This is a genomic window from Amycolatopsis sp. NPDC003861 (genome assembly GCF_053605405.1).
In genome coordinates this window covers 46,306-64,917 of the sequence record NZ_JBSGJD010000014.1, presented here as the reverse complement: position 1 = coordinate 64,917, position 18,612 = coordinate 46,306, and the positions used below count along the sequence as shown (strand labels likewise).

The 18,612-nt window shown below is 70.9% G+C and carries 18 protein-coding genes; 10 read left to right on the top strand and 8 right to left on the bottom strand.

The genetic code is table 11. The features are described 5' to 3' along the window. The first annotated feature begins 331 nt into the window (after nucleotides 1-331). The 7 genes from ACWEVN_RS06350 to ACWEVN_RS06320 all read left to right on the top strand — a co-directional run bounded on the left by ACWEVN_RS06350 (nucleotide 332) and on the right by ACWEVN_RS06320 (nucleotide 9,942). Complete coding sequence (locus tag ACWEVN_RS06350) at nucleotides 332-3,094, top strand: AAA family ATPase (protein WP_452050498.1); 2,763 nt, start codon at nucleotides 332-334, stop codon at nucleotides 3,092-3,094. A 39-nt stretch (nucleotides 3,095-3,133) separates the two neighbouring features. After that, the gene (locus tag ACWEVN_RS06345) at nucleotides 3,134-3,592 is read left to right on the top strand and encodes a hypothetical protein (RefSeq protein WP_449684406.1); all 459 of its coding nucleotides are present in this window, start codon (nucleotides 3,134-3,136) and stop codon (nucleotides 3,590-3,592) included. A gap of 126 nt (nucleotides 3,593-3,718) precedes the next feature. Further along, nucleotides 3,719-4,561 (top strand): alpha/beta hydrolase, encoded by an 843-nt coding sequence (locus tag ACWEVN_RS06340; protein WP_452050497.1) that lies wholly within the window; start codon nucleotides 3,719-3,721, stop codon nucleotides 4,559-4,561. A gap of 124 nt (nucleotides 4,562-4,685) precedes the next feature. After that, a complete protein-coding gene (locus ACWEVN_RS06335; RefSeq protein WP_449684404.1) occupies nucleotides 4,686-5,393 on the top strand; it encodes an alpha/beta fold hydrolase in 708 nt (235 codons plus the stop codon). Nucleotides 5,394-5,499: 106 nt separating this feature from the next. Then, entirely contained in the window at nucleotides 5,500-6,516 is a 1,017-nt protein-coding gene (locus ACWEVN_RS06330) for an SLAC1 family transporter (protein ID WP_452050496.1), read from the top strand. 226 nt (nucleotides 6,517-6,742) lie between these two features. Further along, on the top strand, nucleotides 6,743-8,548 hold the full coding sequence (locus tag ACWEVN_RS06325; protein ID WP_452050495.1) for a ricin-type beta-trefoil lectin domain protein: 1,806 nt from the start codon (nucleotides 6,743-6,745) through the stop codon (nucleotides 8,546-8,548). Next, nucleotides 8,545-9,942, top strand: coding sequence for an SMP-30/gluconolactonase/LRE family protein (locus tag ACWEVN_RS06320; RefSeq protein ID WP_449684401.1), 1,398 nt, complete (start codon nucleotides 8,545-8,547; stop codon nucleotides 9,940-9,942). The genes ACWEVN_RS06325 and ACWEVN_RS06320 overlap by 4 nt, the downstream gene beginning before the upstream one ends. Before the next feature lie 82 nt (nucleotides 9,943-10,024). Here the strand turns inward: ACWEVN_RS06320 and ACWEVN_RS06315 are convergent, their stop codons facing one another. The 6 genes from ACWEVN_RS06315 to ACWEVN_RS06290 all read right to left on the bottom strand — a co-directional run bounded on the left by ACWEVN_RS06315 (nucleotide 10,025) and on the right by ACWEVN_RS06290 (nucleotide 13,819). Beyond that, nucleotides 10,025-10,849, bottom strand: coding sequence for an alpha/beta fold hydrolase (locus ACWEVN_RS06315; protein ID WP_452050494.1), 825 nt, complete (start codon nucleotides 10,847-10,849; stop codon nucleotides 10,025-10,027). Between the two features lie 184 nt (nucleotides 10,850-11,033). After that, nucleotides 11,034-11,357 carry a GNAT family N-acetyltransferase gene (locus ACWEVN_RS06310; RefSeq protein ID WP_452050493.1) on the bottom strand — a complete coding sequence of 108 codons (324 nt, stop codon included), beginning with the start codon at nucleotides 11,355-11,357 and terminating at the stop codon, nucleotides 11,034-11,036. A gap of 16 nt (nucleotides 11,358-11,373) precedes the next feature. Continuing rightward, nucleotides 11,374-12,306 (bottom strand): NADP-dependent oxidoreductase, encoded by a 933-nt coding sequence (locus ACWEVN_RS06305; protein ID WP_452050492.1) that lies wholly within the window; start codon nucleotides 12,304-12,306, stop codon nucleotides 11,374-11,376. Between the two features lie 38 nt (nucleotides 12,307-12,344). Continuing rightward, complete coding sequence (locus tag ACWEVN_RS06300) at nucleotides 12,345-12,800, bottom strand: nitroreductase family deazaflavin-dependent oxidoreductase (protein ID WP_452050491.1); 456 nt, start codon at nucleotides 12,798-12,800, stop codon at nucleotides 12,345-12,347. A 13-nt stretch (nucleotides 12,801-12,813) separates the two neighbouring features. Then, entirely contained in the window at nucleotides 12,814-13,194 is a 381-nt protein-coding gene (locus tag ACWEVN_RS06295) for an ester cyclase (protein WP_449684396.1), read from the bottom strand. Between the two features lie 34 nt (nucleotides 13,195-13,228). Further along, nucleotides 13,229-13,819: an NADPH-dependent FMN reductase gene (locus ACWEVN_RS06290; protein ID WP_449684395.1), complete on the bottom strand. Its 591-nt coding sequence runs from the start codon at nucleotides 13,817-13,819 to the stop codon at nucleotides 13,229-13,231. A gap of 86 nt (nucleotides 13,820-13,905) precedes the next feature. Between ACWEVN_RS06290 and ACWEVN_RS06285 the strand changes: the two genes are divergently transcribed. Beyond that, nucleotides 13,906-14,415, top strand: a complete 510-nt coding sequence (locus ACWEVN_RS06285; protein ID WP_449678078.1) for a MarR family winged helix-turn-helix transcriptional regulator — start codon at nucleotides 13,906-13,908, stop codon at nucleotides 14,413-14,415. 4 nt (nucleotides 14,416-14,419) lie between these two features. Here ACWEVN_RS06285 and ACWEVN_RS06280 read toward each other — a convergent pair whose 3' ends face one another. Then, nucleotides 14,420-15,130, bottom strand: a complete 711-nt coding sequence (locus ACWEVN_RS06280; RefSeq protein WP_452050490.1) for a CE1759 family FMN reductase — start codon at nucleotides 15,128-15,130, stop codon at nucleotides 14,420-14,422. A gap of 3 nt (nucleotides 15,131-15,133) precedes the next feature. Then, entirely contained in the window at nucleotides 15,134-16,321 is a 1,188-nt protein-coding gene (locus ACWEVN_RS06275; protein ID WP_452050489.1) for a CE1758 family FMN-dependent luciferase-like monooxygenase, read from the bottom strand. Between the two features lie 575 nt (nucleotides 16,322-16,896). Here ACWEVN_RS06275 and ACWEVN_RS06270 point away from each other — a divergent pair. Both ACWEVN_RS06270 and ACWEVN_RS06265 read left to right on the top strand, forming a co-directional pair. Continuing rightward, complete coding sequence (locus ACWEVN_RS06270) at nucleotides 16,897-17,373, top strand: MarR family winged helix-turn-helix transcriptional regulator (RefSeq protein ID WP_449684392.1); 477 nt, start codon at nucleotides 16,897-16,899, stop codon at nucleotides 17,371-17,373. Between the two features lie 257 nt (nucleotides 17,374-17,630). After that, nucleotides 17,631-18,563 carry an NADP-dependent oxidoreductase gene (locus tag ACWEVN_RS06265; protein WP_452050488.1) on the top strand — a complete coding sequence of 311 codons (933 nt, stop codon included), beginning with the start codon at nucleotides 17,631-17,633 and terminating at the stop codon, nucleotides 18,561-18,563. The last annotated feature ends 49 nt before the right edge of the window (nucleotides 18,564-18,612 follow it).

Genomic DNA, 18,612 nt, shown 5'->3' with positions numbered 1-18,612 from the left:
TGAAGGTTCATGTATCGTGGCGAGTGTAGTACACGGAGATCACGCAGAGCCAGGTTCGGCCGGTGGCGGACAGCGCTGACCAGCCCGGCTTCGACAGGCCGCCTGCGCGGAGCTGCCGGCGCAGGTTCGGCGCGCTCGCAGTGACTTCCGCGGCGTCAGCGCGACTCGCCGTGGTCGACGCGGGCGCCGAGGTCCGGCGACGCTGGAGACGGAGGCACCCGCTGGATCCCGCCGACCCGGTTGTCGGTGCTGTGACCGCCGGCGTCGCGAGCAAGTGGGTGTCACGACCGAGTCCCTTGCCGAGAGCGCCGTACTTTTGGAGGATCGACCGGTGGAGCTGATCGGCCGAGAGCACGACATCACGTCCCTGCGGGACTTCTTCGACGGCGCGGGCGTGCGGGGTGGGGCCGTGCTGGTGGTCGGCGACGCCGGCGTCGGCAAGACAGCGGTGCTCGACGCCTTCGCCGACGGCGAGGCCCGGCGCGGCGTTCGCGTCCTGCGGGCCGCCGGCGTGCAGTTCGAGGCCGACGTCAACTACTCCACGCTGAACCAGCTGATGTTCCCGCTCGGCGACGAGATGACGTCCCTCGACCCGGGGCAGCGCACGGCCCTGCGATGCGCGCTCGGCTTCGAGATCGGCCAGGTCCCCGACCGGCTCGTCGTGTCCAACGCCGCCTTGCTGTGCCTGCGCGCCGCCGCGGCCGAAAACCCGATCCTGCTCGTCGTCGACGATCTCCACTGGGTGGACCGGGCCAGCGCCGAAGTGCTCGGCTTCGTGGCCCGCCGCCTGGTCGGCAGCCCGATCGTGTTCCTGGCGGCCTGCCGGTCCGCGGAGCGAGGTTTCTTCCGCAACAGCGGGCTGACCGAGATCGTCCTGCCGCCGCTGCCCACCGCCGCGGCCCGGACCCTGGTCGACCGCCGGTTCCCGGACCTGGCGCCCGCGGTGCGGCAACGGCTGCTCGCCGAAGCGGCCGGCAATCCGCTGGCCCTGCTGGAACTGCCGTCCGCCTTGGACGGTGACCAGCGCACCGACTTCACCGCGCTGCCCGCGGTCCTGCCCCTGTCCGAGCGGCTCCAGGCGATGTTCACCTCCCGGGTGCGCGACCTGCCGCAGCGGTGCCGGCTGATGCTGCTGCTCGGCGCGCTCGGCGGCACCACCGACCCGGCGCGCCTGCGCGCGGCGGGCGGCAGCGCCTGCGACCTCGACGACCTCGGCCCGGCGGAGGAGAGCCAGCTGGTGCAGCTCAGCGGCGGGCGGCCGAGCTTCCGCCACCCGCTGATCGGCGCGGCCGTCGTCGAAGCGGCCTCGGAACGGGACCGGCGCTGGGCCCACGGCGCGCTGGCCGCCGTCGTCGACGCCCCGGAGCGGCGGGTCCGGCACCTCGCCGAATCCGCGGTCGGTCCGGACGAACAGATCGCCGGGCAGCTGGAGGACACCGCCCAGGCCCTGCTCCGCCAGGGTGACGCCCTCGGCGCCGTCACCGCGCTGACCCGCGCGGCCGAGCTCAGCCCGGCGGCCGCCGACCGGAGCCGCCGCCTGGCCGAAGCCGCCTACATCGGCGCGGAAGCCGGCGGGGAGATGGCCACCGCGAGCAGGCTGCTGGGCGACGCGCGGCGCACCGGATCCCTCGAGACCCACTCGCTGCACGCCGCCGCGGCCGCCGCGCACCTGCTGATCAACGCCGAGAGCGACGTGACCACCGCACACCGGCTCCTGGCCGGGGCGATCGAGGCCGGCGAACACGGCTTCGACGCCAACGACCCCGTCCTGACCGAGGCCATGCACAGCCTGATGCTGATCAGCTGGTGGGTGGGCACCGAGGAGGCCGGACAGGCGTACCGGGCGCTGGTCGACCGGCTGAAACCGGCACCCACGCCGGTGACCCGGGTGAACGCGGTCGTCTTCACCGACCCCGCCCGCGCCTCCGCCGGGGACATCGCCACCCTCGACGGCTTGATCGACTCCGTGGGCACCGACCCGGAACCGACCCAGCTCGTCCGGATCGGCACCGCCGCCCTGTTCGCCGACCGGCTGCACCGCCTGCGTGCCCCGGAACGCCGGCTGGCCGAAACCCGCCGGGAGGGCAAGGGCTCGGCCCGGCGGCACCTCGGCGCGCTGATCCACCTGGCGCTCGACGCCTTCCACGGTGGCCGCTGGACCGAGGCCGGCGAGTGGGCCGACGAGGGACTCGTCGTGTGCGCCGAACACGGGTTCCGGTTCTTCCGCTGGTACTTCGACTGGGTGCACGCGCTCGTCGCGGCCGCGCGAGGCCGGGTCGAGGCCGCCCGGCAGCTGACCGACGACACGATCCGCTGGGCCGGCGCCCACCAGGCCGCGGGCGTCACCTACTTCGCCCTGCAGGCCCGCACGCTGGCCGACATCGCCGCCGGCGACCACGAATCCGCCTACCACCACGCGACCCGGCTCAGCCCGGCCGGGCAGCTCGCGCCGTACCGGCCCACCGCGCTGTGGGCCGGCTTCGACCTCGTCGACGCCGCTCTGCACACGGGACGCCGCGCCGAGGCCGCCGCGCACGCCGCAACCCTCCGCGAAGCCCACCTGGACACCGTGTCGCCCCGGCTGGGCCTGCTGAGCGCCGCGGCCGGCGCGCTGGCGGCCGAGGACGACGACGCCCGCGACCTGTTCGACACGGCCTTGGCGATCACGAACCCGGACCAGTGGCCGTTCGACGTGGCCCGGGTGCGCCTCGCGTACGGGGTCCGGCTGCGCCGCCTGCGCGACACCGCCGCGGCGCGCGAACAGCTGACCCTCGCGCACGACGCGCTGTCGGCACTCGGCGCGGTCCCGTGGCGCGACCGCGCCGCCAACGAGCTGCGGGCGACGGGGCTGACCCGGCGGTCGGCGCCCGAGGGCCGGGCCGAGCTGACGCCGCAGGAGCGCGAGATCGCCGAGCTCGCCGGTGCCGGCCTGACCAACAAGCAGATCGGGCAGAAGCTGTTCCTCTCCCACCGGACCGTCGGCGACCACCTGTACAAGATCTTCCCCAAGCTGGGCATCACCTCGCGCGCCGCGCTGCGGGACGCGCTGACCGCCTACCAGCAGGACGAGCAGGTGGACACCACAGTCATGTGACGGGTGCTGTCCCGCCCGGGCGCGGTGACCCTGGACGGTATGAACCCAGACCCGCATCCCGGGATCCACTGGCCCCCCGGCTGGGGGCCGGACCGCTGCGACAGCTTCGTCCACCACCGGCGCCGGACCTCCGCGCCCACCGGCGCGGTCTTCGCGAAGCTCGCCGCTGTCGAGGAGTGGCCGAAGTGGCAGCGCGCGGTGGACCGCACCGAACTCGCCGGTGACCTGGCCGTCGGCAGCCGGTTCGTGGTCGTGTCCCCGCCGCACACCTTCGACGGGATCGTCGGCGAGTTCGTGCCGCCGACCCGGTTCGGCTGGGCCGCGGTCGGCGACCAGCTGAGCTTCTACCAGTCGTGGCTGCTGCTGGAGGACCCCGGCGGGGGCGCCCTGGTGATCTTCGAGGAGGCGTCCCGCGGGTTGGCGGCCCTGCTGCCCACCGGCCGGGCCGAGCTGACGCGCGGCTGGCTCGACACGCTGCCGCCCGCGCCCGAGCCGTGACGGGGTACCGGGTTCTCCGCGCGACAGTCCATACAGGCGGGTCACTCACCACGGTGAGCGGCCCGCCTGTCGGCGTTCCGGCTCCCGTATCGTCCGGGTGCTGAACCGTTTCGGAGGTGTGGGCCCATGGCGGATGCGCCGATCGTCCTGCTGCACGGCTTCTACCACGGCTCGTGGGCGTGGACGGACGTCGTCGCCGAGCTCGCCGCCCGTGGCCGTGCGGCGGTCGCGGTCGACATGGCCGCGCACGGACTGCTGGCGAAAGCCCCGTTCGCGGCGAACCGCCGCCCGTTCGACCCGGCGGCCTTCGCCACCGAGCCGTCGCCGGTCGCCGGGATCGGGCTCGACGCCGCCGCCGACCTGCTGATCGCCCAGCTGTCACGCGCCGGCCGGGGAAATCCGGTGTCGGTGGTGACCCACAGCATGGGCGGGGCGGTGCTGACGAGGGCGGCCGAGCGGGAACCCGGCCTTCTCGCCCACATGGTGTACCTCGCCGCCTACATGCCGGCCAGCGGCACGCCCTGCCTGGTCTACCCGTCGCTGCCCGAGGGCAGCAGCAACCGGTTCATGCCGCTGCTGGTCGGGGACCCGGCGGCCACGGGCGCGCTGCGGATCGACCCCCGCAGTCCCGACCCCGCCGTCCAGGACGCCATCCACGAGGCCTTCTACGGCGACGTCGAGCCTTCGACCGCGGCGGCCGCGGCCGCGCTGCTGAGTTGCGACGCGCCACTGGCGATGGTCACCGACAGCACGGAACTCACCGAGCACGGCTGGGGTTCGCTCCCCCGCACCTACGTGGTGTGCACCGAGGACCGCACCATCCCGGCTCCGCTGCAGCGGCTGTTCATCAGCCAGGCCGACGCGGCCTTCCCCGCGAACCCCACGACGGTCGTCGAGCTGACGGCGTCGCACTCGGCGTTCCTGTCCGTCCCCGGCCGCGTCGCCGAACTCCTCGCCGACCTCCCCTGACGGCGACTGCTCACCCGGCGACCGTCACGGTCACGGTCATCTGACGGGCGCTGCTCCCCCGTCGTCCGGACAACCATGGTTTCCGTCAGTACGAACGAAAACCCCGATCCTCACGGAGGAAACCATGGCCACCACCAAGCCGACCATCGTCCTGTCGCACGGCGCGTTCGCCGAGTCCGGCGGCTGGGGTCCGGTCGTCGAGCGCCTGCAGGCCGCGGGGCACCGCGTCGTCGCGGCGGCCAACCCGCTGCGCTCGGTGGCCTACGACGCCGCCCAGCTGCGCGCCCTGGTCGACACCATCGACGGCCCGGTCGTCCTGGTCGGTCACTCCTACGGCGGAATGGTCATCAGCAAGGCCGCCGCGGGCGCCTCGAACGTCACGGCCCTGGTCTACATCGCGGCCTTCGCCCCGGAAGCCGGTGAGAGCGCCGCGGACCTGTCCGGCCAGTTCCCCGGCAGCACCCTCGCCGAGACGCTCCGCCCGGTCCCGCTGCCCGACGGCAACCAGGACATGTACGTCGCCCAGGAGCTCTACCGGCGGCAGTTCGCCGCCGACGTGCCCGAGGAGACGACCCGGGTGATGGCGGCCACCCAGCGGCCGATCACCGCCGCGGCGCTGAACGAGGCCGCCGACGGCCCGCAGGCCTGGGCCGGTGTCCCGAGCTACTTCCTGATCGCCGAGGCGGACAAGAACATCCCGGCCGCCGCCCACCACTTCATGGCCGAGCGGGCCAAGGGCGAGGTCGTCAGCATCGAGGGCGCGTCCCACGCCGTGTTCGCCTCGCACCCGGCCGAGGTCGCCGATCTCGTGCTGCGCGCGGCCGGCGCCTGAACCCTTTCCCTCGTTCCCTCAACCGCACCGCTACCCGCGGTGCCGGCCCGTCCGGGCCGCGGTGGCCCGCGGTCCGGACGGAGTGATGTCGCACCCGGAGAGCATCATGACCAGCACGCTGGATTCCCCGCCAATACCCGTTGACCACCCCCGGACCGCCGGCTCCCGCCCGGCACCGGCGCGGCTGCCGCTGACCACGTTGGCCATCGGTTTCGGCCTCGCCGGCCTGGCCGAGGCATGGACCGAAGCCGCCCCGGCCCTGGCCTTGCCACGGCTGGTCCCCCAAGCGTTCTGGGCACTCGCGGCGATCGCGTGGACGTCGTTGCTGATTGCCCACCTTGTCCGCGGCGCGCGCAGCGGTGAACGGCTGAGCAGCCAGCTGCGGCACCCCGCGCAAGGTCCTATCGCCGCGCTGGCGCCGGTCACCGCGATGCTGCTCGCCGCTGATCTCTTCAGGTGGTCACCCGCCGGCGGACGCGCGTTGTTCCTGCTCGCCGTGGCCGTGGCCGCGATCCTCGCCGCCTGGCTGTTCGCCTCCTGGTTCGAGGGACGGCTCGCGCTCGAGTCCCTGCACCCGGGTTACCTGCTGCCGACGGTGGCGCCGGGGCTGGTCGGCGCCGACGTGGCGCACGCTGTGGGCTACCACGGTCTGGCGTGGGCGCTGTTCGGCGTCGGGACGTTCTTCGCCGTCACCCTGACCGCGATGGTCCTCCTGCGCCTCATATTCCGCCCGCCTCTGCCGGACGCACTCGTTCCCACCACGGCGATTCTGCTGGCCCCGCCCGCGGTCGCCGGGATCGCCTGGTTTTCCCTTCACGGTCACGTCGCCGACCCCGTCGCCCAGGCGATCGCCGGCCTCGGCGTCCTGCTGGTGCTGGTGCAAGCCGCGATGGTGCCGCGTTACCGCAGACTGCGCTTCACTCTGGGGTTCTGGTCGTTCACTTTCCCGCTGGCCGCCGCGGTGGCGTTGGCCGAAGAGTGGCTCGAAGTGGTCCGGCCGGCCGGCTGGGTCCCGCTCACCGGTGCACTGCTGGTGTTCGTCACGATCGTCATCGGCGTCATCGCCGCCCGATCGGTCTGGACGACGAGTCGCCGGGCGGCGGATCACCCGCGGATCACTTGACAGTTCATGTAAACCATCTTTACGATCAGTCGATCACCCGCCCGGCTCAGGGTGGGTGTCGGCCTCTCGACGAGGTGCTGTCCCGCACTGCCTGACAGCCGCCACTGTGGCAGCAGACGAGCCGATCCCGTGCACCCGTGCGGTGATCGCTCCCTAGCTTCCGAGGAGCGGTATGTCTTCGACGACAGACGATCACCACCGGCGGATACCACGCCGACGGTGGAAGGTGGCCGCCGCAACGGCCCTCGTCGGTGCCACCACGGCGGGATCCCTGCTCGCGTTACCGGCCGGCATCGCGCAGGCCGCGACCACCGCCAGCGTCTGGCTCACCACCGCCGACCGCTCGAACCTGTTGCGGCAGCAGGGAAGCGTTTCCTTCGGCGGCGGTGGCAGCGGCCCGGTGATCACCGTGAACCCGAATGCGACCTACCAGTCGATGGTCGGGTTCGGCGCGTCGTTCACCGACGCCGCCGCGTGGAACGTCTTCAATTCTCCGCGGCGCGACGAGATCATGAACGCCCTGTTCAACCCGGGCACCGGAGTCGGCCTCAGCTTCCTGCGCCAGCCCATCGGCGCGACCGACTTCTCGCGCAGCTTCTACACCTACGACGACGGCGCCGCCGACCCGAGCCTGTCGCGGTTCTCCGTCGCCCACGACAACGCCTACATCCTGCCATTGGTCAAGCAGGCCAAGGCTTTGAACCCGAAACTGTCCATCATGGCCACGCCGTGGAGCGCGCCGGCCTGGATGAAGAACAACAACAACCTCATCGGCGGCAACCTCAACGACAGCCGGATCGGCACCTACGCCGACTACCTCGTCAAGTTCACCCAGGCCTACGGCGCCGCCGGAGCACCGATCGACTACCTCAGCGTGCAGAACGAACCCAAGTTCTCCCCACCCGGCTATCCCGGCATGCCGATGTCCTCGGGGCAGCAGGTGAACATCATCAACACCCTCGCACCCAAGCTGCGCGCGGCCGCGCAGAACGCCAAGATCCTCGGCTACGACCACAACTGGGACGACGTCGACTACCCCCAGCAGGTCAACAGCGGCGCCGGGAACAACGTCGCCGGTTCGGCCTGGCACTGCTACGGCGGTGACACCCCGAACTGGCAGTCCGTCGTGCACAACGCCCAGCCGAACAAGGACATCTTCTTCACCGAGTGCTCCGGCACCTCCTCCGGCGACGACGCCAGCACATTCCGGGACACGTTGCGCTGGCACGGGATCAACCTCGCCATCGGCGCCACCCGCAACTGGGCCAAGTCCGTGGCGCTGTGGAACCTGGCCCTGGACAACAACCACGGCCCGGTCATCGGCAGCTGCACCAACTGCACCGGCGTCGTCACCACCAACGGCTCGAACGTCACCTACAACGCCGAGTACTACGTCCTCGGCCACCTGAGCAAGTTCGTCCAGCCCGGCGCCGTGCGGATCGACTCCACCGGCTACGGCGACGGCGGCATCCAGAACGTCGCCTTCCGCAACCCCGACGGCACCATCGCCCTCGTCGCCTTCAACAGCGGCGGCACGCAGAACTTCCAGGTCTCCTACGGCGGCCAGTCCTTCGGCTACTCCCTGCCCGGCGGCTCGATGGCCACGTTCACCTGGCCCGGCAACGGCGGCACCACCCCACCGCCGACCGGGCGCACCGGCGCCGTCTCGGCCCTGGGCAAGTGCCTCGACGTCACCGACGGCTCCACCGCCAACGGCAACCGGCCCCAGCTGTGGGACTGCACCTCCGGCCCGAACCAGCAGTGGACCCTGGGCACCGACGGGACCGTCCGCGGCCTCGGCAAGTGCCTCGACGTCACCGGCAGCGGCACCGCCGACGGCACGGCGGTCCAGCTGTGGGACTGCTTCGGCGGCCCGAACCAGAAGTGGTCGGCCGGCGCGAACGGCTCGCTGGTCAACGCCGGCACCGGCAAGTGCCTCGACGTGACCGGCGGCGGCACCGCCAACGGCACCAAGGTGCAGATCTGGACCTGCACCGGCGGCCCCAACCAGCGCTGGACGGTGCCCGCGTGATCGTCCACAACGGACGCGCACTGACCGTCGCCGTCCTCGTCGCGGCCGGGGTGGCGATCGCCGCCCCGGCCGCGGAGGCGGGCACCGGTGCGATCACCGGCATCGGCGGCAAGTGCCTCGACGTCCCGGCCGGCACCAACGGCACGCGGGTGCAGCTGTGGTCGTGCACCGGCGGCACCGCACAGCAGTGGACCGCCCGCTCCGACGGCACGATCAGCGCGGCGTCCGGCAAGTGCCTCGACGTGGCCGGGGGTTCCCGCGCCGACGGCGCGGCGGTCCAGGTCTACGACTGCAATGGCACCGGCGCCCAGCAATGGCGGCCCCAGAACGGCACCCTCGTCAACACCGCATCCGGGAAGTGCCTCGACGCCACCGGAGTGTCCTCGGCGGACGGCACTCGGCTCCAGCAGTGGACCTGCACAGGCGGGACGAACCAGCGGTGGACCCTGCCGGGCGGCACGACCGTCCCCGCGACCGGTTTCTGCCCGGACGGACCGTTCGGGTCGCCCCTGCCATCGGGACACCTCACGGCGGTCAAGATCCGGGACGGCTACAACTTCCTCGAGGGACCGACCTGGGACAAGGCAACCCAGAGCCTGCTGCTGACGAACATGCACGACGGGACGGGCGAAGAGAACGTCCAGCCGTCGGACATCCTGCGCTACACCCCGGCGACGGGAACGTTCACCACGGTGATCCCGGCCGCGGGCAGCAACGGGCTCGCATTGAGCCGTGACGGCAAGTCCGTCCTCGCGGCCACCCACGACCAGCGCACCGTCTCGGCGTACGACCTGGCGACCGGACAGCGGACCACGGTCGCGGCCGGCTACCAAGGACGGCGGTTCAACTCGCCGAACGACCTCACCCAGGGCCCGGACGGCACCGTCTACTTCACCGACCCCGACTTCCAGCGCGCCGACCGCCCGGACGAGATGGGCGGCAAGACCGGCGTGTTCCGGGTGCGCGACGGCGTCGTCTCGTTGATCGACGACACCATCCGCGAGCCCAACGGGATCGAGCTGTCCCCGGACGGCACAACGCTGTACGTGGGCGGGAACGCCACCGGCAAGATCTACCGGTACCCGGTGAACGCCGACGGCAGTACCGGCCCTCGCGCCGACTTCGCGTCACTGGCGGGCACCGACGGCGGCACGGTCGACTGCGCGGGCAACGTCTACCAGGTGACCTACGGCGACGGGATCGTCCACGTCTACTCCCCGTCCGGGCAGTCGCTCGGCACGATCTCCGCCGGGCCGAACGCCACCAACGCCGCCTTCGGCGGCCCGGACGGGAAGACGCTGTACATCACCTCCGGCACGCCGTCCGGCGGTGGGGACAGCGGAAACTTCGCGCTCTACCGCGTTCAGCTGAACGTGCCGGGCTGGCCGTACTGAATCGCCGGTACGAGCGGCTGCTGCTGTCCCCTCCGGGATCCGGAGGGGACAGCAGAAGCGGCGGCGGTCCGGTCCGCGGAACTCAGGACCGGATGAACTCGAGCAGGTCGGCGTTGATCGTGTCGGCCTGGGTGGTGGGCATGCCGTGCGGGAACCCGGCGTAGGTCTTCAGGGTGCCGTTCTGCAGCAGCTTCGCCGAGAGCGGGCCCGAGTCGGCGTAGGGGACGATCTGGTCGTCGTCACCGTGCATGACCAGCGTCGGGACGGTGATCTTCTTGAGGTCCTCGGTGAAGTCGGTCTGGGAGAAGGCGACGATGCCGTCGTAGTGGGCCTTCGCGCCGCCCATCATGCCCTGGCGCCACCAGTTCTGGATCAGTGCTTCCGACGGCTCCACGCCCGGCCGGTTGAAGCCGTAGAACGGCCCGGACGGCAGCGCCCGGTAGAACTCCGAGCGGTTGGCCGCCAGCTGGGCCTGCAGGTCGTCGAAGACGCTCTTGGGCAGGCCGCCGGGGTTGGCGTCGGTCTGCACCATCAGCGGCGGGACGGCCGCGATCAGGACGGCCTTGGCCACGCGGGACTCGCCGTGGCGGGCGATGTAGTGCACGACCTCGCCACCGCCGGTCGAGTGGCCGACGTGGACGGCGTCGTGCAGGTCGAGGTGGGCGGTCACCGCGGCCAGGTCGTCGGCGTAGTGGTCCATGTCGTGCCCGTCGGCGACCTGCGTCGAGCGGCCGTGTCCGCGCCGGTCGTGGGCGATGACGCGGTAGTCGTGCTGCAGGAAGAACAGCAGCTGGGTGTCCCAGTCGTCGGCCGAGAGGGGCCAGCCGTGGCTGAACACGATCGGCTGGCCGGTGCCCCAGTCCTTGTAGAAGATCTCGACACCATCGGTGGTGGTGATGGTCGGCATCGGCGTGGTCTCCGTCCCTGAAGGTGAGGCATGGCCTCGTTGCGGTCACGGTGGCTCCCGGAATCTCCGCAAGCCGCCTTGTTCGACAGTGACCATCGTGGCCTTGCCGTCGGCCCCGTAGCGCCCGTCAAATGACGGATTCGTCGGGTCACCGACACTCCGTGACCGCGCGGCGGGGTTCGGCTCACTCCTCGTGTTTCTGCAGGACGGACCGGGGGTGAACGCCGATGCCGACCAGGTCGCGGTAGTCCGGATGGGCCGCGATCCAGCTCACGTAGAACGGGCACAGCGGCACCACCCGCAGTGCCCGGCCGCGCACGTCGTCGAGGGACTGGCGGGCCAGCTTGCTGCCCAGGCCACGGCCCTCGTAGGCGGGTGCCACCTCGGTGTGGACGAACACGATCCGCTGTCCTTCGAGGTAGTAGACGGCGAATCCCGCGAGTGCGCCGTCCACGGTGATCTCGTAGCGGTGCTGAGCGGGGTTGTCGCGCACGTCGATGTCGCTCATGGTTTCTCCTGCAGGGTCAGCTGGGGTCGGGGCGGAGGCGGACGACGCGTTTGCCGAAGCCGTGCCGGGTGGCGACGTCGAGGTAGGCGCGGCGGATCTCCTCGAGCGGGTACTCGGCCTCGATCGGCACGACGACCTTCCCGGACACGATCAGCTCCGCCAGCTCGGCCCAGATGCCGGGTGCCATGGCGTCCCCGTTGCCTCGGGCCTGCACACCGTAGCGTTGCACTGCCGCGTGGTCGGCGATCGTGTTGATCCGGTGCGGGGGCACGCCGAGCTCGATGGCGAGGTCGACGTACCCCCCGCCGAAGGTGTCGATGACCGCGTCGATCCCGTCGGGAGCCAGCTCCTGCAGCCGGGCACCCGGATCCGGTCCGTACGCGACAGGCTCGACGCCGAGGTCGTCCAGGCGCGGCGCGTTGCGCAGCGACGTGCCGCCGATGACGCGGGCACCGGTGAGCCGGGCCAGTTGCACGGTGAACACCCCGGCACCACCCGATGCCGAGGACACGAACACCGTCTCGCCCGCAGCCGGCTTGACCGCCGCGACGCCCGCCCACCCGGTGGCACCTGAGGCGGGAATGGTCGCGGCGGACGCGAAATCGATTCCGGCGGGAAGCCTGGCCGCGGTATTCGCGTCGACGACGGTGAAGTCGGCCATCGCGGCGCGAGGCGCGAACCCGATCACCGGGTCGCCGACGGCGAAGCCGGTGACGCCCGGGCCCAGCCCGGCGACCACGCCGGAGAAATCGTGCCCCTGGCCCATCGGGAACTCCGCCGGCCAGACCCGGGCGAACGCGCCCTCGCGGATGCCGACCTCGGCCGGGTTGAGCGAAGCCACCACAACCTGGACGAGAAGCTGCCCCTCGCCGGGGTCCGGGCGGGCGACATCGACGACGGACAGGACCTCCGGTCCGCCGTAACGGGTGAACTGCACTGCTCTGGGCACTATTTGCCTCCTGGCTGCCGGGTCGGTGGTCGGGCGGGTCAGCCGGGTTGCCCGGCCATCCGCTCCAGCACGAAGATCGGCATCTTCCGGTCCGTTTTCGTCTGGTACTCGACGTAGTCCGGCCAGACGACGATCGCCCGCTCCCACCACGCCTGGTACTCCTCGCCGTCGACTTCGCGGGCGAGGTAGTCGTGCTTGTGCGCGCCGTCCTGCAGCTCGACGTGCGGGTCGGCCTTCAGGTTGGCGTACCAGGCCGGGTTGGTCGGGGCGCCGCCGAGGGAGGCGACCACGGCGTAGGCGCCGTCGTGCTCGATCCGCATCAGCGGGGATTTGCGCAGCTTGCCGCTCTTGGCGCCGACGCTGGTGAGGATGATGATCGGGGCGCCGGCCGGGTTCTTGCCGGTGTCGCCGGCGCCGTCGTGCGCTTCGAAGGCCTCGACCTGCTCGCGGGCGAGGTCGAAGGTGGGGGGCGAGTACTCGCCTTTCAGAGGCATGGTTGCGTGCTCCTCAGGAGTCGAGTTGCCGTTGGGCGGTCATGGTGTCGACGACGAACCACATGTCCTCGATGCGGCCGTCGCGGATCCGGTAGAAGGCGGTTTCGTCGATTTCGAACGAGCGGCCGGTGGGGCGGATGCCGAGCCACTCGCCCACCGGTGTGCCGGTGTCGGTCAGCCGCACGGCCAGGCGGTCGTCGACGGCGATCACGTCCCGGACGGTCCAGACCAGGTCCGGGACCGCTTCGGTGGTGGTGTGGCGGATGTCGGCGATGAGCTGGTCGCGGTCGACCGGCAGGCCGTTGCGGGTGACCTGCTCGTGGAAGAGCTCACCGAGTTCGTCGAACCGCCGGTTGTTGAGCAGCTCGAGGTAGCGACGGTAGAGCTCACGCACGTTCTGGGGGGACACGGGAGTCGTCGGCGGCGGGTCAGGCGACCGCGACGGCGGCGGCCTCGCGCACCGACCGCATCGCGCCGGCCCAGCTCTCCAGCTGGTCGAACAGCACCTGGGCGAAGGTGGCGTTGATCTCGGCGGGCTTGAAGGCGCTGAAGTTCTCGAAGTCGGTGAACAGCGAGAAGCTGACCTGCTGCTGCACGTGCGCGACCTGCAGCTCGCTGAGCACGCCGCGCAGGTGCTCGATGGCCCGCGCGCCGCCCACGCCGCCGTAGCTGACGAACCCGGCCGCCTTGTTGTTCCATTCGTTGTAGAGGAAGTCGATCGCGTTCTTCAGCACGCCGGAGGTGGAGTGGTTGTACTCCGGGGTGACGAACACGTACGCGTCGTACTCGGCGACCTTGCCGGCCCACGCCTTGGTGTGGTCCTTGGAGTACAGGTCCGGGCCGGCCTTGGCCGAGGCCGGCTCGTCCAGGTGCGGCAGCGGGTAGTCGAGCAGGTCCAGCAGCTCGTACTCGGCGCCGGTGCGCCCGGCGGCCTGGGCCAGGACCCAGTCGGCGACGGCCTTGCCGTTGCGGCCGGGACGGGTGCTGCCAAGGATGACAGCGATCTTCAGAGCAGACATCGGTGATCCTTCGAGTTGATTACATGAACGTTCACGTATTTCTAGCAGCCTGGCTCCCGAAGATCCACCGGGCGTAGGCTCACCCGGTGACGGAGGAACCCGACTGGCTGACCGCGGACGAGGCGCGCACGTGGCGCGCGCTGCACGCGGCGCTGGTGCTGTTGCCCGTCGCGCTGGACGCTCAACTGCAGCGTGACGCGCAGCTGAGCTACCTGGAGTACTACGTGCTGGCGGGGCTGACGGAGGTGCCCTCGGGCCGGCGGCGCCTCACCGAACTGGCCGTCTTGACCAGCGCCGAGCTGTCCCGGATCTCACATCTGGTCGCGCGGCTGGAGAAGCGCGGCCTGGTCGAGCGCCACACCGATCCCGACGATGCCCGGTTCACCAACGCGGTGCTCACCGAGGCGGGCCGAGCGAAGATGGAGCAGGCCGCGCCGGGTCACGTGGCGACCGTCCGGAAGCTGGTCTTCGACGGACTCGGGCGGACCGGGCGGTCGGAGCTGCAGAACACCGCGACCCGGATCGTGGCCGCGCTCAGTGCCAGCGATCTGCCGCTGGCACCGTCCATCCGCAAGGCGCTGCGCGAGAGCACGTAACTCCTCACGGCCCGACGTCCACAAGGGAGCGGCCTCCGGCGGCCAGGCGCATCAGCCGGGTGTCGAAGTCGAGGTCGTCGGCGGTCTTCTCGGCGCGGGTCGCGTTGCCGTTGAAGTTGTGCTGGTAGCCCTTCCACGCCGCGTCGGCGATCGAGTCGGCGACCCGCGCCCGCACGAGTGCGGCGAACTCCACGGCCGCCCGTTCGATCCGCTTGGTCAGCGCCGGGTCCGCCCAGTCCTCCGGTGCGGCGAACAGCGACGTCGGCACCGGCATCGCCCGCAGGAAGGCGAAGAGGGGACGCAGCTGCTCGTCCACCACCATCGCGTGGCGGGCCGTTCCCGCGGTCGCGGTGAGGATGACCGGCTTGGCGACGATCAGGTCGTTGTCGAGCAGGTCCACGAAGGACTTGAACAGGCCGCTGATCCCGGCCTTGTAGACCGGGGTCGCGACGATCAGCCCGTCGGCGGTCCCGACCTGTTCGATCGCGTCCTGCACAGCCGCGACCGGGTCGGCGGAGACGATCGACCGTCCGATGTCGGCGGCCAGGGCCGCCAGGTCGACGAAGGATGCGGTGACCGGCCCGTCGCCGGTGCGCAGCCGGTCCAGCACCGCCGCGGTGGTGCGCTCGGCGAGCATCCGGGTGGTCGACGGGTCGCTGACGCCCGCGCTGATCACCACGACGCGGATCGGCGTGGCCGGAGTCTTCTCAGTCATGATTCACACCTCCTGGGGGAACGCCGCGGGGGTGGCCGCGTCGCTGTCCTGATAGGGCGACACACCGGAGAGGTTGTCGCCGCGGTTGGGGTTGGGACGGGGCTGGCGCGGTTCGGCGTCGCCGTACTTCGCCTTCACGAGGTTCTGGTGGGTCGGCGTATCCGGCACCCTGGGTGCTCGGCGGCTGTCGAACTCCTTGCGCAGGACGGGCAGTACCTCGGTGCCGAGCAGCTCCAGCTGGTCCATGAGCACGCCGTGCGGCAGGCCGAGGATGTCGAGTGCCCAGAGCTGGCGCTGGTAGTCGCCGAAGCTGTCGCGGAAGGTCAGAGTCTTGTCGATGATCTCCTGCGGGCTGCCGATGCTCAGCGGCGTGCCGGCGGCGAACTGCTCGAGGCTCGCGCCGCGGAAGGCCGGGAAGCTTTCGAAGTAGGGCCGGTACTGCGCCCACGCGTCCTGCGACTTCTTCGCCACGAACGCCTGGCCGCCCAGGCCGACGATCGCGTGGGCCGCCGGGCCGTGACCGTAGTGCTCGTAGCGGGTGCGGTAGAAGTCGACGAGCCGTTTGAAGTGCGCGTTGGGCGCCAGGATGTGGTTGGCGAAGAAGCCGTTGCCGTAGAAGGCGGCCTGCTCGGCGATCTCCGGTGTGCGGATCGAGCCGTGCCAGACGAACGGCGGCACGTCGTCCAGCGGGCGCGGTGTCGCGGTGAACCCCTGCAGCGGCGTCCGGAACTTGCCTTCCCAGTCCACGACGTCCTCGCGCCACAGCCGGTGCAGCAGGTTGTAGTTCTCCAGGGCCAGCTCGACGCCGTCGCGGATGTTCTGCCCGAACCAGGAGTAGACCGGAACGGTGTTGCCGCGTCCGAGCATGACGTCCATGCGGCCGCCGGCCAGGTGCTGCAGGTAGGCGTACTCCTCGGCGATCCGCACCGGGTCGTTGGTGGTGATCAGCGTGGTCGAGGTGGACAGCGTGAGCTTCTCGGTCCGCGCGGCGAGGTAGGACAGCAGCGCCACCGGCGAGGACGCCGCGAACGGCGGGTTGTGGTGCTCGCCGAAGGCGAAGACGTCGAAGCCCACCTGCTCGGCGAACAACGCCGACTCGATGACACCGGTGATGCGTTCGTGCTCACTGGGGGTGTAGCCGGTGTTCGGGTCCGGCTCGATGTCGGCCACACCCATGATCCCGAATTCCATGATGATCCGCCTCCCCTTCCGGCGTCGAACGCCAGGTAGTTGACCTGTCAGTTGCTGACGCGTCAACCATAACCACGAACGATTGACGCGTCAATATTGAAGCGTCAATAACTTGACGGCGTGGGCTACTACGCGCCGAAGCCGCCGTCGACGGGCAGGCTGACGCCGGTGACGAAGGCGCCCGGCAGGACACCCGGCCGCCGAGCGAAAACCGCGACCGCGACCGCCGGTGCGGACCGTCCGCAGGACCGGACGCGGCCCGTGCCCCGCGACCGTCGCCCCTCCGGTCATTTGACGGACACTGCCACCGAATGCATCCGCCACTGTGATCACCATGGTTCACCGACGGAACACCGCTGGTCCCCGATCGACTGACACAAGTCCGATCGGTTCACCCATTCCCCCATCGCCGGAAAGGTCCGAGCGTGGACTCCGCAAGAAGGCACAGCCCGCAAGCCCGAGCCTCGCCCGGGGTCAACCGCTCCGCAGCGCGTCTCGTGAGTAATTGACGCGTCAACCCCACGGAGCTATTGTTGACACGTCAGCAACTGACGGGTCAACTACGGGGTGAGGGCATGAGCGAGGCGAGCGCAAAGCGACGCCGGCCGTCGCGTGACGAGCTGCGGATCTGGCGGGACTTCATCGAAACCGCGGAACGGCTCAAGACGCGGATGGCGCGGCGGATGCAGCGCGAATCGATCTTGTCTCCCGCGGACTACCAGGTTCTCCTCGCCTTGCACGAGGCGCCGGGGCACCGGCTGCGGTCGGGGGCACTGGCCGACGTGTGCGACTGGGAGCGCAGCCGGCTGTCCCACCACCTGCGGCGGATGGAGAGTCGAGACCTCGTCACCCGCGAGGGCAGCGCGAAAGACCTGCGCGCGGCCGAGATCGTGCTGACCGAGACCGGGGCAACGGAGCTGCGCCGCGGAGCCGAGCCCCACCTGCAAGCGATCAGCGAGCTGTTCGTCGACGCACTCACCGCCGAGGAGCTCGCGGGCGTCGAGAAGCTCACGGCGGCGCTGCGCCGCCACTTGGAAACCACCGGCGACTGAGCCCGGAAAAGAGGCCGGGCCCAGCGCGCCGATCGCACTGAGACTCCGTCCGAGCGCGAGCAGCAACAGGACCAGCGCACCGCCCATCACCGGCGACGACGCAGGGCACAGAACTGCCAGTAATACATGAACGTTCATGCAATCGCTTGAGTAGACCACAGCAGCAAGTGAGCGGGCACAGTCGCCGAGAACGCCCTCTCGACCGGCACGGACCGCCCGTTTCGACCTGACCACGTTTCCCGAGCCAGGAGCAACCCATGCCACGAGCAGTGCAGTTCACCCGCTACGGCGGACCCGAAGTCCTGTCCGTCGTCGACCTCCCCCGCCCCGACCCCGCCGAAGGACAGCTCCTCGTCCAGGTCGTGGTGGCCTCGCTCAACCCGGCCGAAGTCGGCATCCGCGAAGGCGTGTACGCCCAGCGGTGGCCGGCGGAATTCCCGATGGGCCAGGGGCACGACTTCTCCGGCGTCGTCGCCGCGCCCGGCCCCGGCGTCACCGGCTTCGCCGTCGGCGACCCGGTGATCGGGTTCGCGCCCCGCGCCGCGATGGCCGACTACACCGTCATCGACGCCTCCGGTGCCGCGAAGATCCCCGCAGGTCTGGATTTCGCCCCCGCCGCCACCATCCCCGCATCGGGCGCCACCGGCTGGGGCAGTGTCGCGGCCATCAAACCGGCCGAGAGGGAGACCGTCTTCGTCTCCTCCGCTTCGGGCGGGTCCGGCATCTTCACCGCCCAGCTCGCCCGGCTCCACGGCGCGCGGGTCATCGGCGGCACCTCTCCCGCCCATGCCGGCCGGCTCCAGGAGCTCGGGGTCGAACCGGTCTTCTACGGGCCGCGTCTGCGTGACCAGCTCCAGGAGCTGGCCCCGAACGGCATCGACGCGGTCTTCGACACCTTCGGCGGCGGATACGTCGACCTCGCCATCGACCTCGGCGTGCCGCCGCACCGGATCAACACCATCGCCGACTACGCAGCGGCCGAACGCCACGGCGCGCAAGTCCGGGGCAACGCGGATGCGATGTCCCCGGAAATCTGGGAGAAGCTCCTGGACCTGGTCGTCAAGCAGCAGCTGGTCGTGCCGATCGAGGCCGAATACCCGCTCGAGGAGATCCGCCGCGCCTACCTCGACGTCGCCACCCGGCATGGCTTCGGCAAACGCGTCGTCCGCCTCCGCCCCGACCCGCGCTGATCCGCAGCCGATAACACCGGCGGCCCGCAGCTCGCTCAGCGTGCCGGAC

Coding starts and splice junctions, on each gene's coding strand:
- ACWEVN_RS06275 (WP_452050489.1), bottom strand. CDS start 16,321: ATGGAATTCGGGATCATGGGTGTGGCCGACATCGAGCCGGACCCGAAC.
- ACWEVN_RS06310 (WP_452050493.1), bottom strand. CDS start 11,357: ATGAGCGACATCGACGTGCGCGACAACCCCGCTCAGCACCGCTACGAG.
- ACWEVN_RS06340 (WP_452050497.1), top strand. CDS start 3,719: ATGGCGGATGCGCCGATCGTCCTGCTGCACGGCTTCTACCACGGCTCG.
- ACWEVN_RS06300 (WP_452050491.1), bottom strand. CDS start 12,800: ATGCCTCTGAAAGGCGAGTACTCGCCCCCCACCTTCGACCTCGCCCGC.
- ACWEVN_RS06345 (WP_449684406.1), top strand. CDS start 3,134: ATGAACCCAGACCCGCATCCCGGGATCCACTGGCCCCCCGGCTGGGGG.
- ACWEVN_RS06265 (WP_452050488.1), top strand. CDS start 17,631: ATGCCACGAGCAGTGCAGTTCACCCGCTACGGCGGACCCGAAGTCCTG.
- ACWEVN_RS06280 (WP_452050490.1), bottom strand. CDS start 15,130: ATGACTGAGAAGACTCCGGCCACGCCGATCCGCGTCGTGGTGATCAGC.
- ACWEVN_RS06330 (WP_452050496.1), top strand. CDS start 5,500: ATGACCAGCACGCTGGATTCCCCGCCAATACCCGTTGACCACCCCCGG.
- ACWEVN_RS06270 (WP_449684392.1), top strand. CDS start 16,897: ATGAGCGAGGCGAGCGCAAAGCGACGCCGGCCGTCGCGTGACGAGCTG.
- ACWEVN_RS06335 (WP_449684404.1), top strand. CDS start 4,686: ATGGCCACCACCAAGCCGACCATCGTCCTGTCGCACGGCGCGTTCGCC.
- ACWEVN_RS06315 (WP_452050494.1), bottom strand. CDS start 10,849: ATGCCGACCATCACCACCACCGATGGTGTCGAGATCTTCTACAAGGAC.
- ACWEVN_RS06290 (WP_449684395.1), bottom strand. CDS start 13,819: ATGTCTGCTCTGAAGATCGCTGTCATCCTTGGCAGCACCCGTCCCGGC.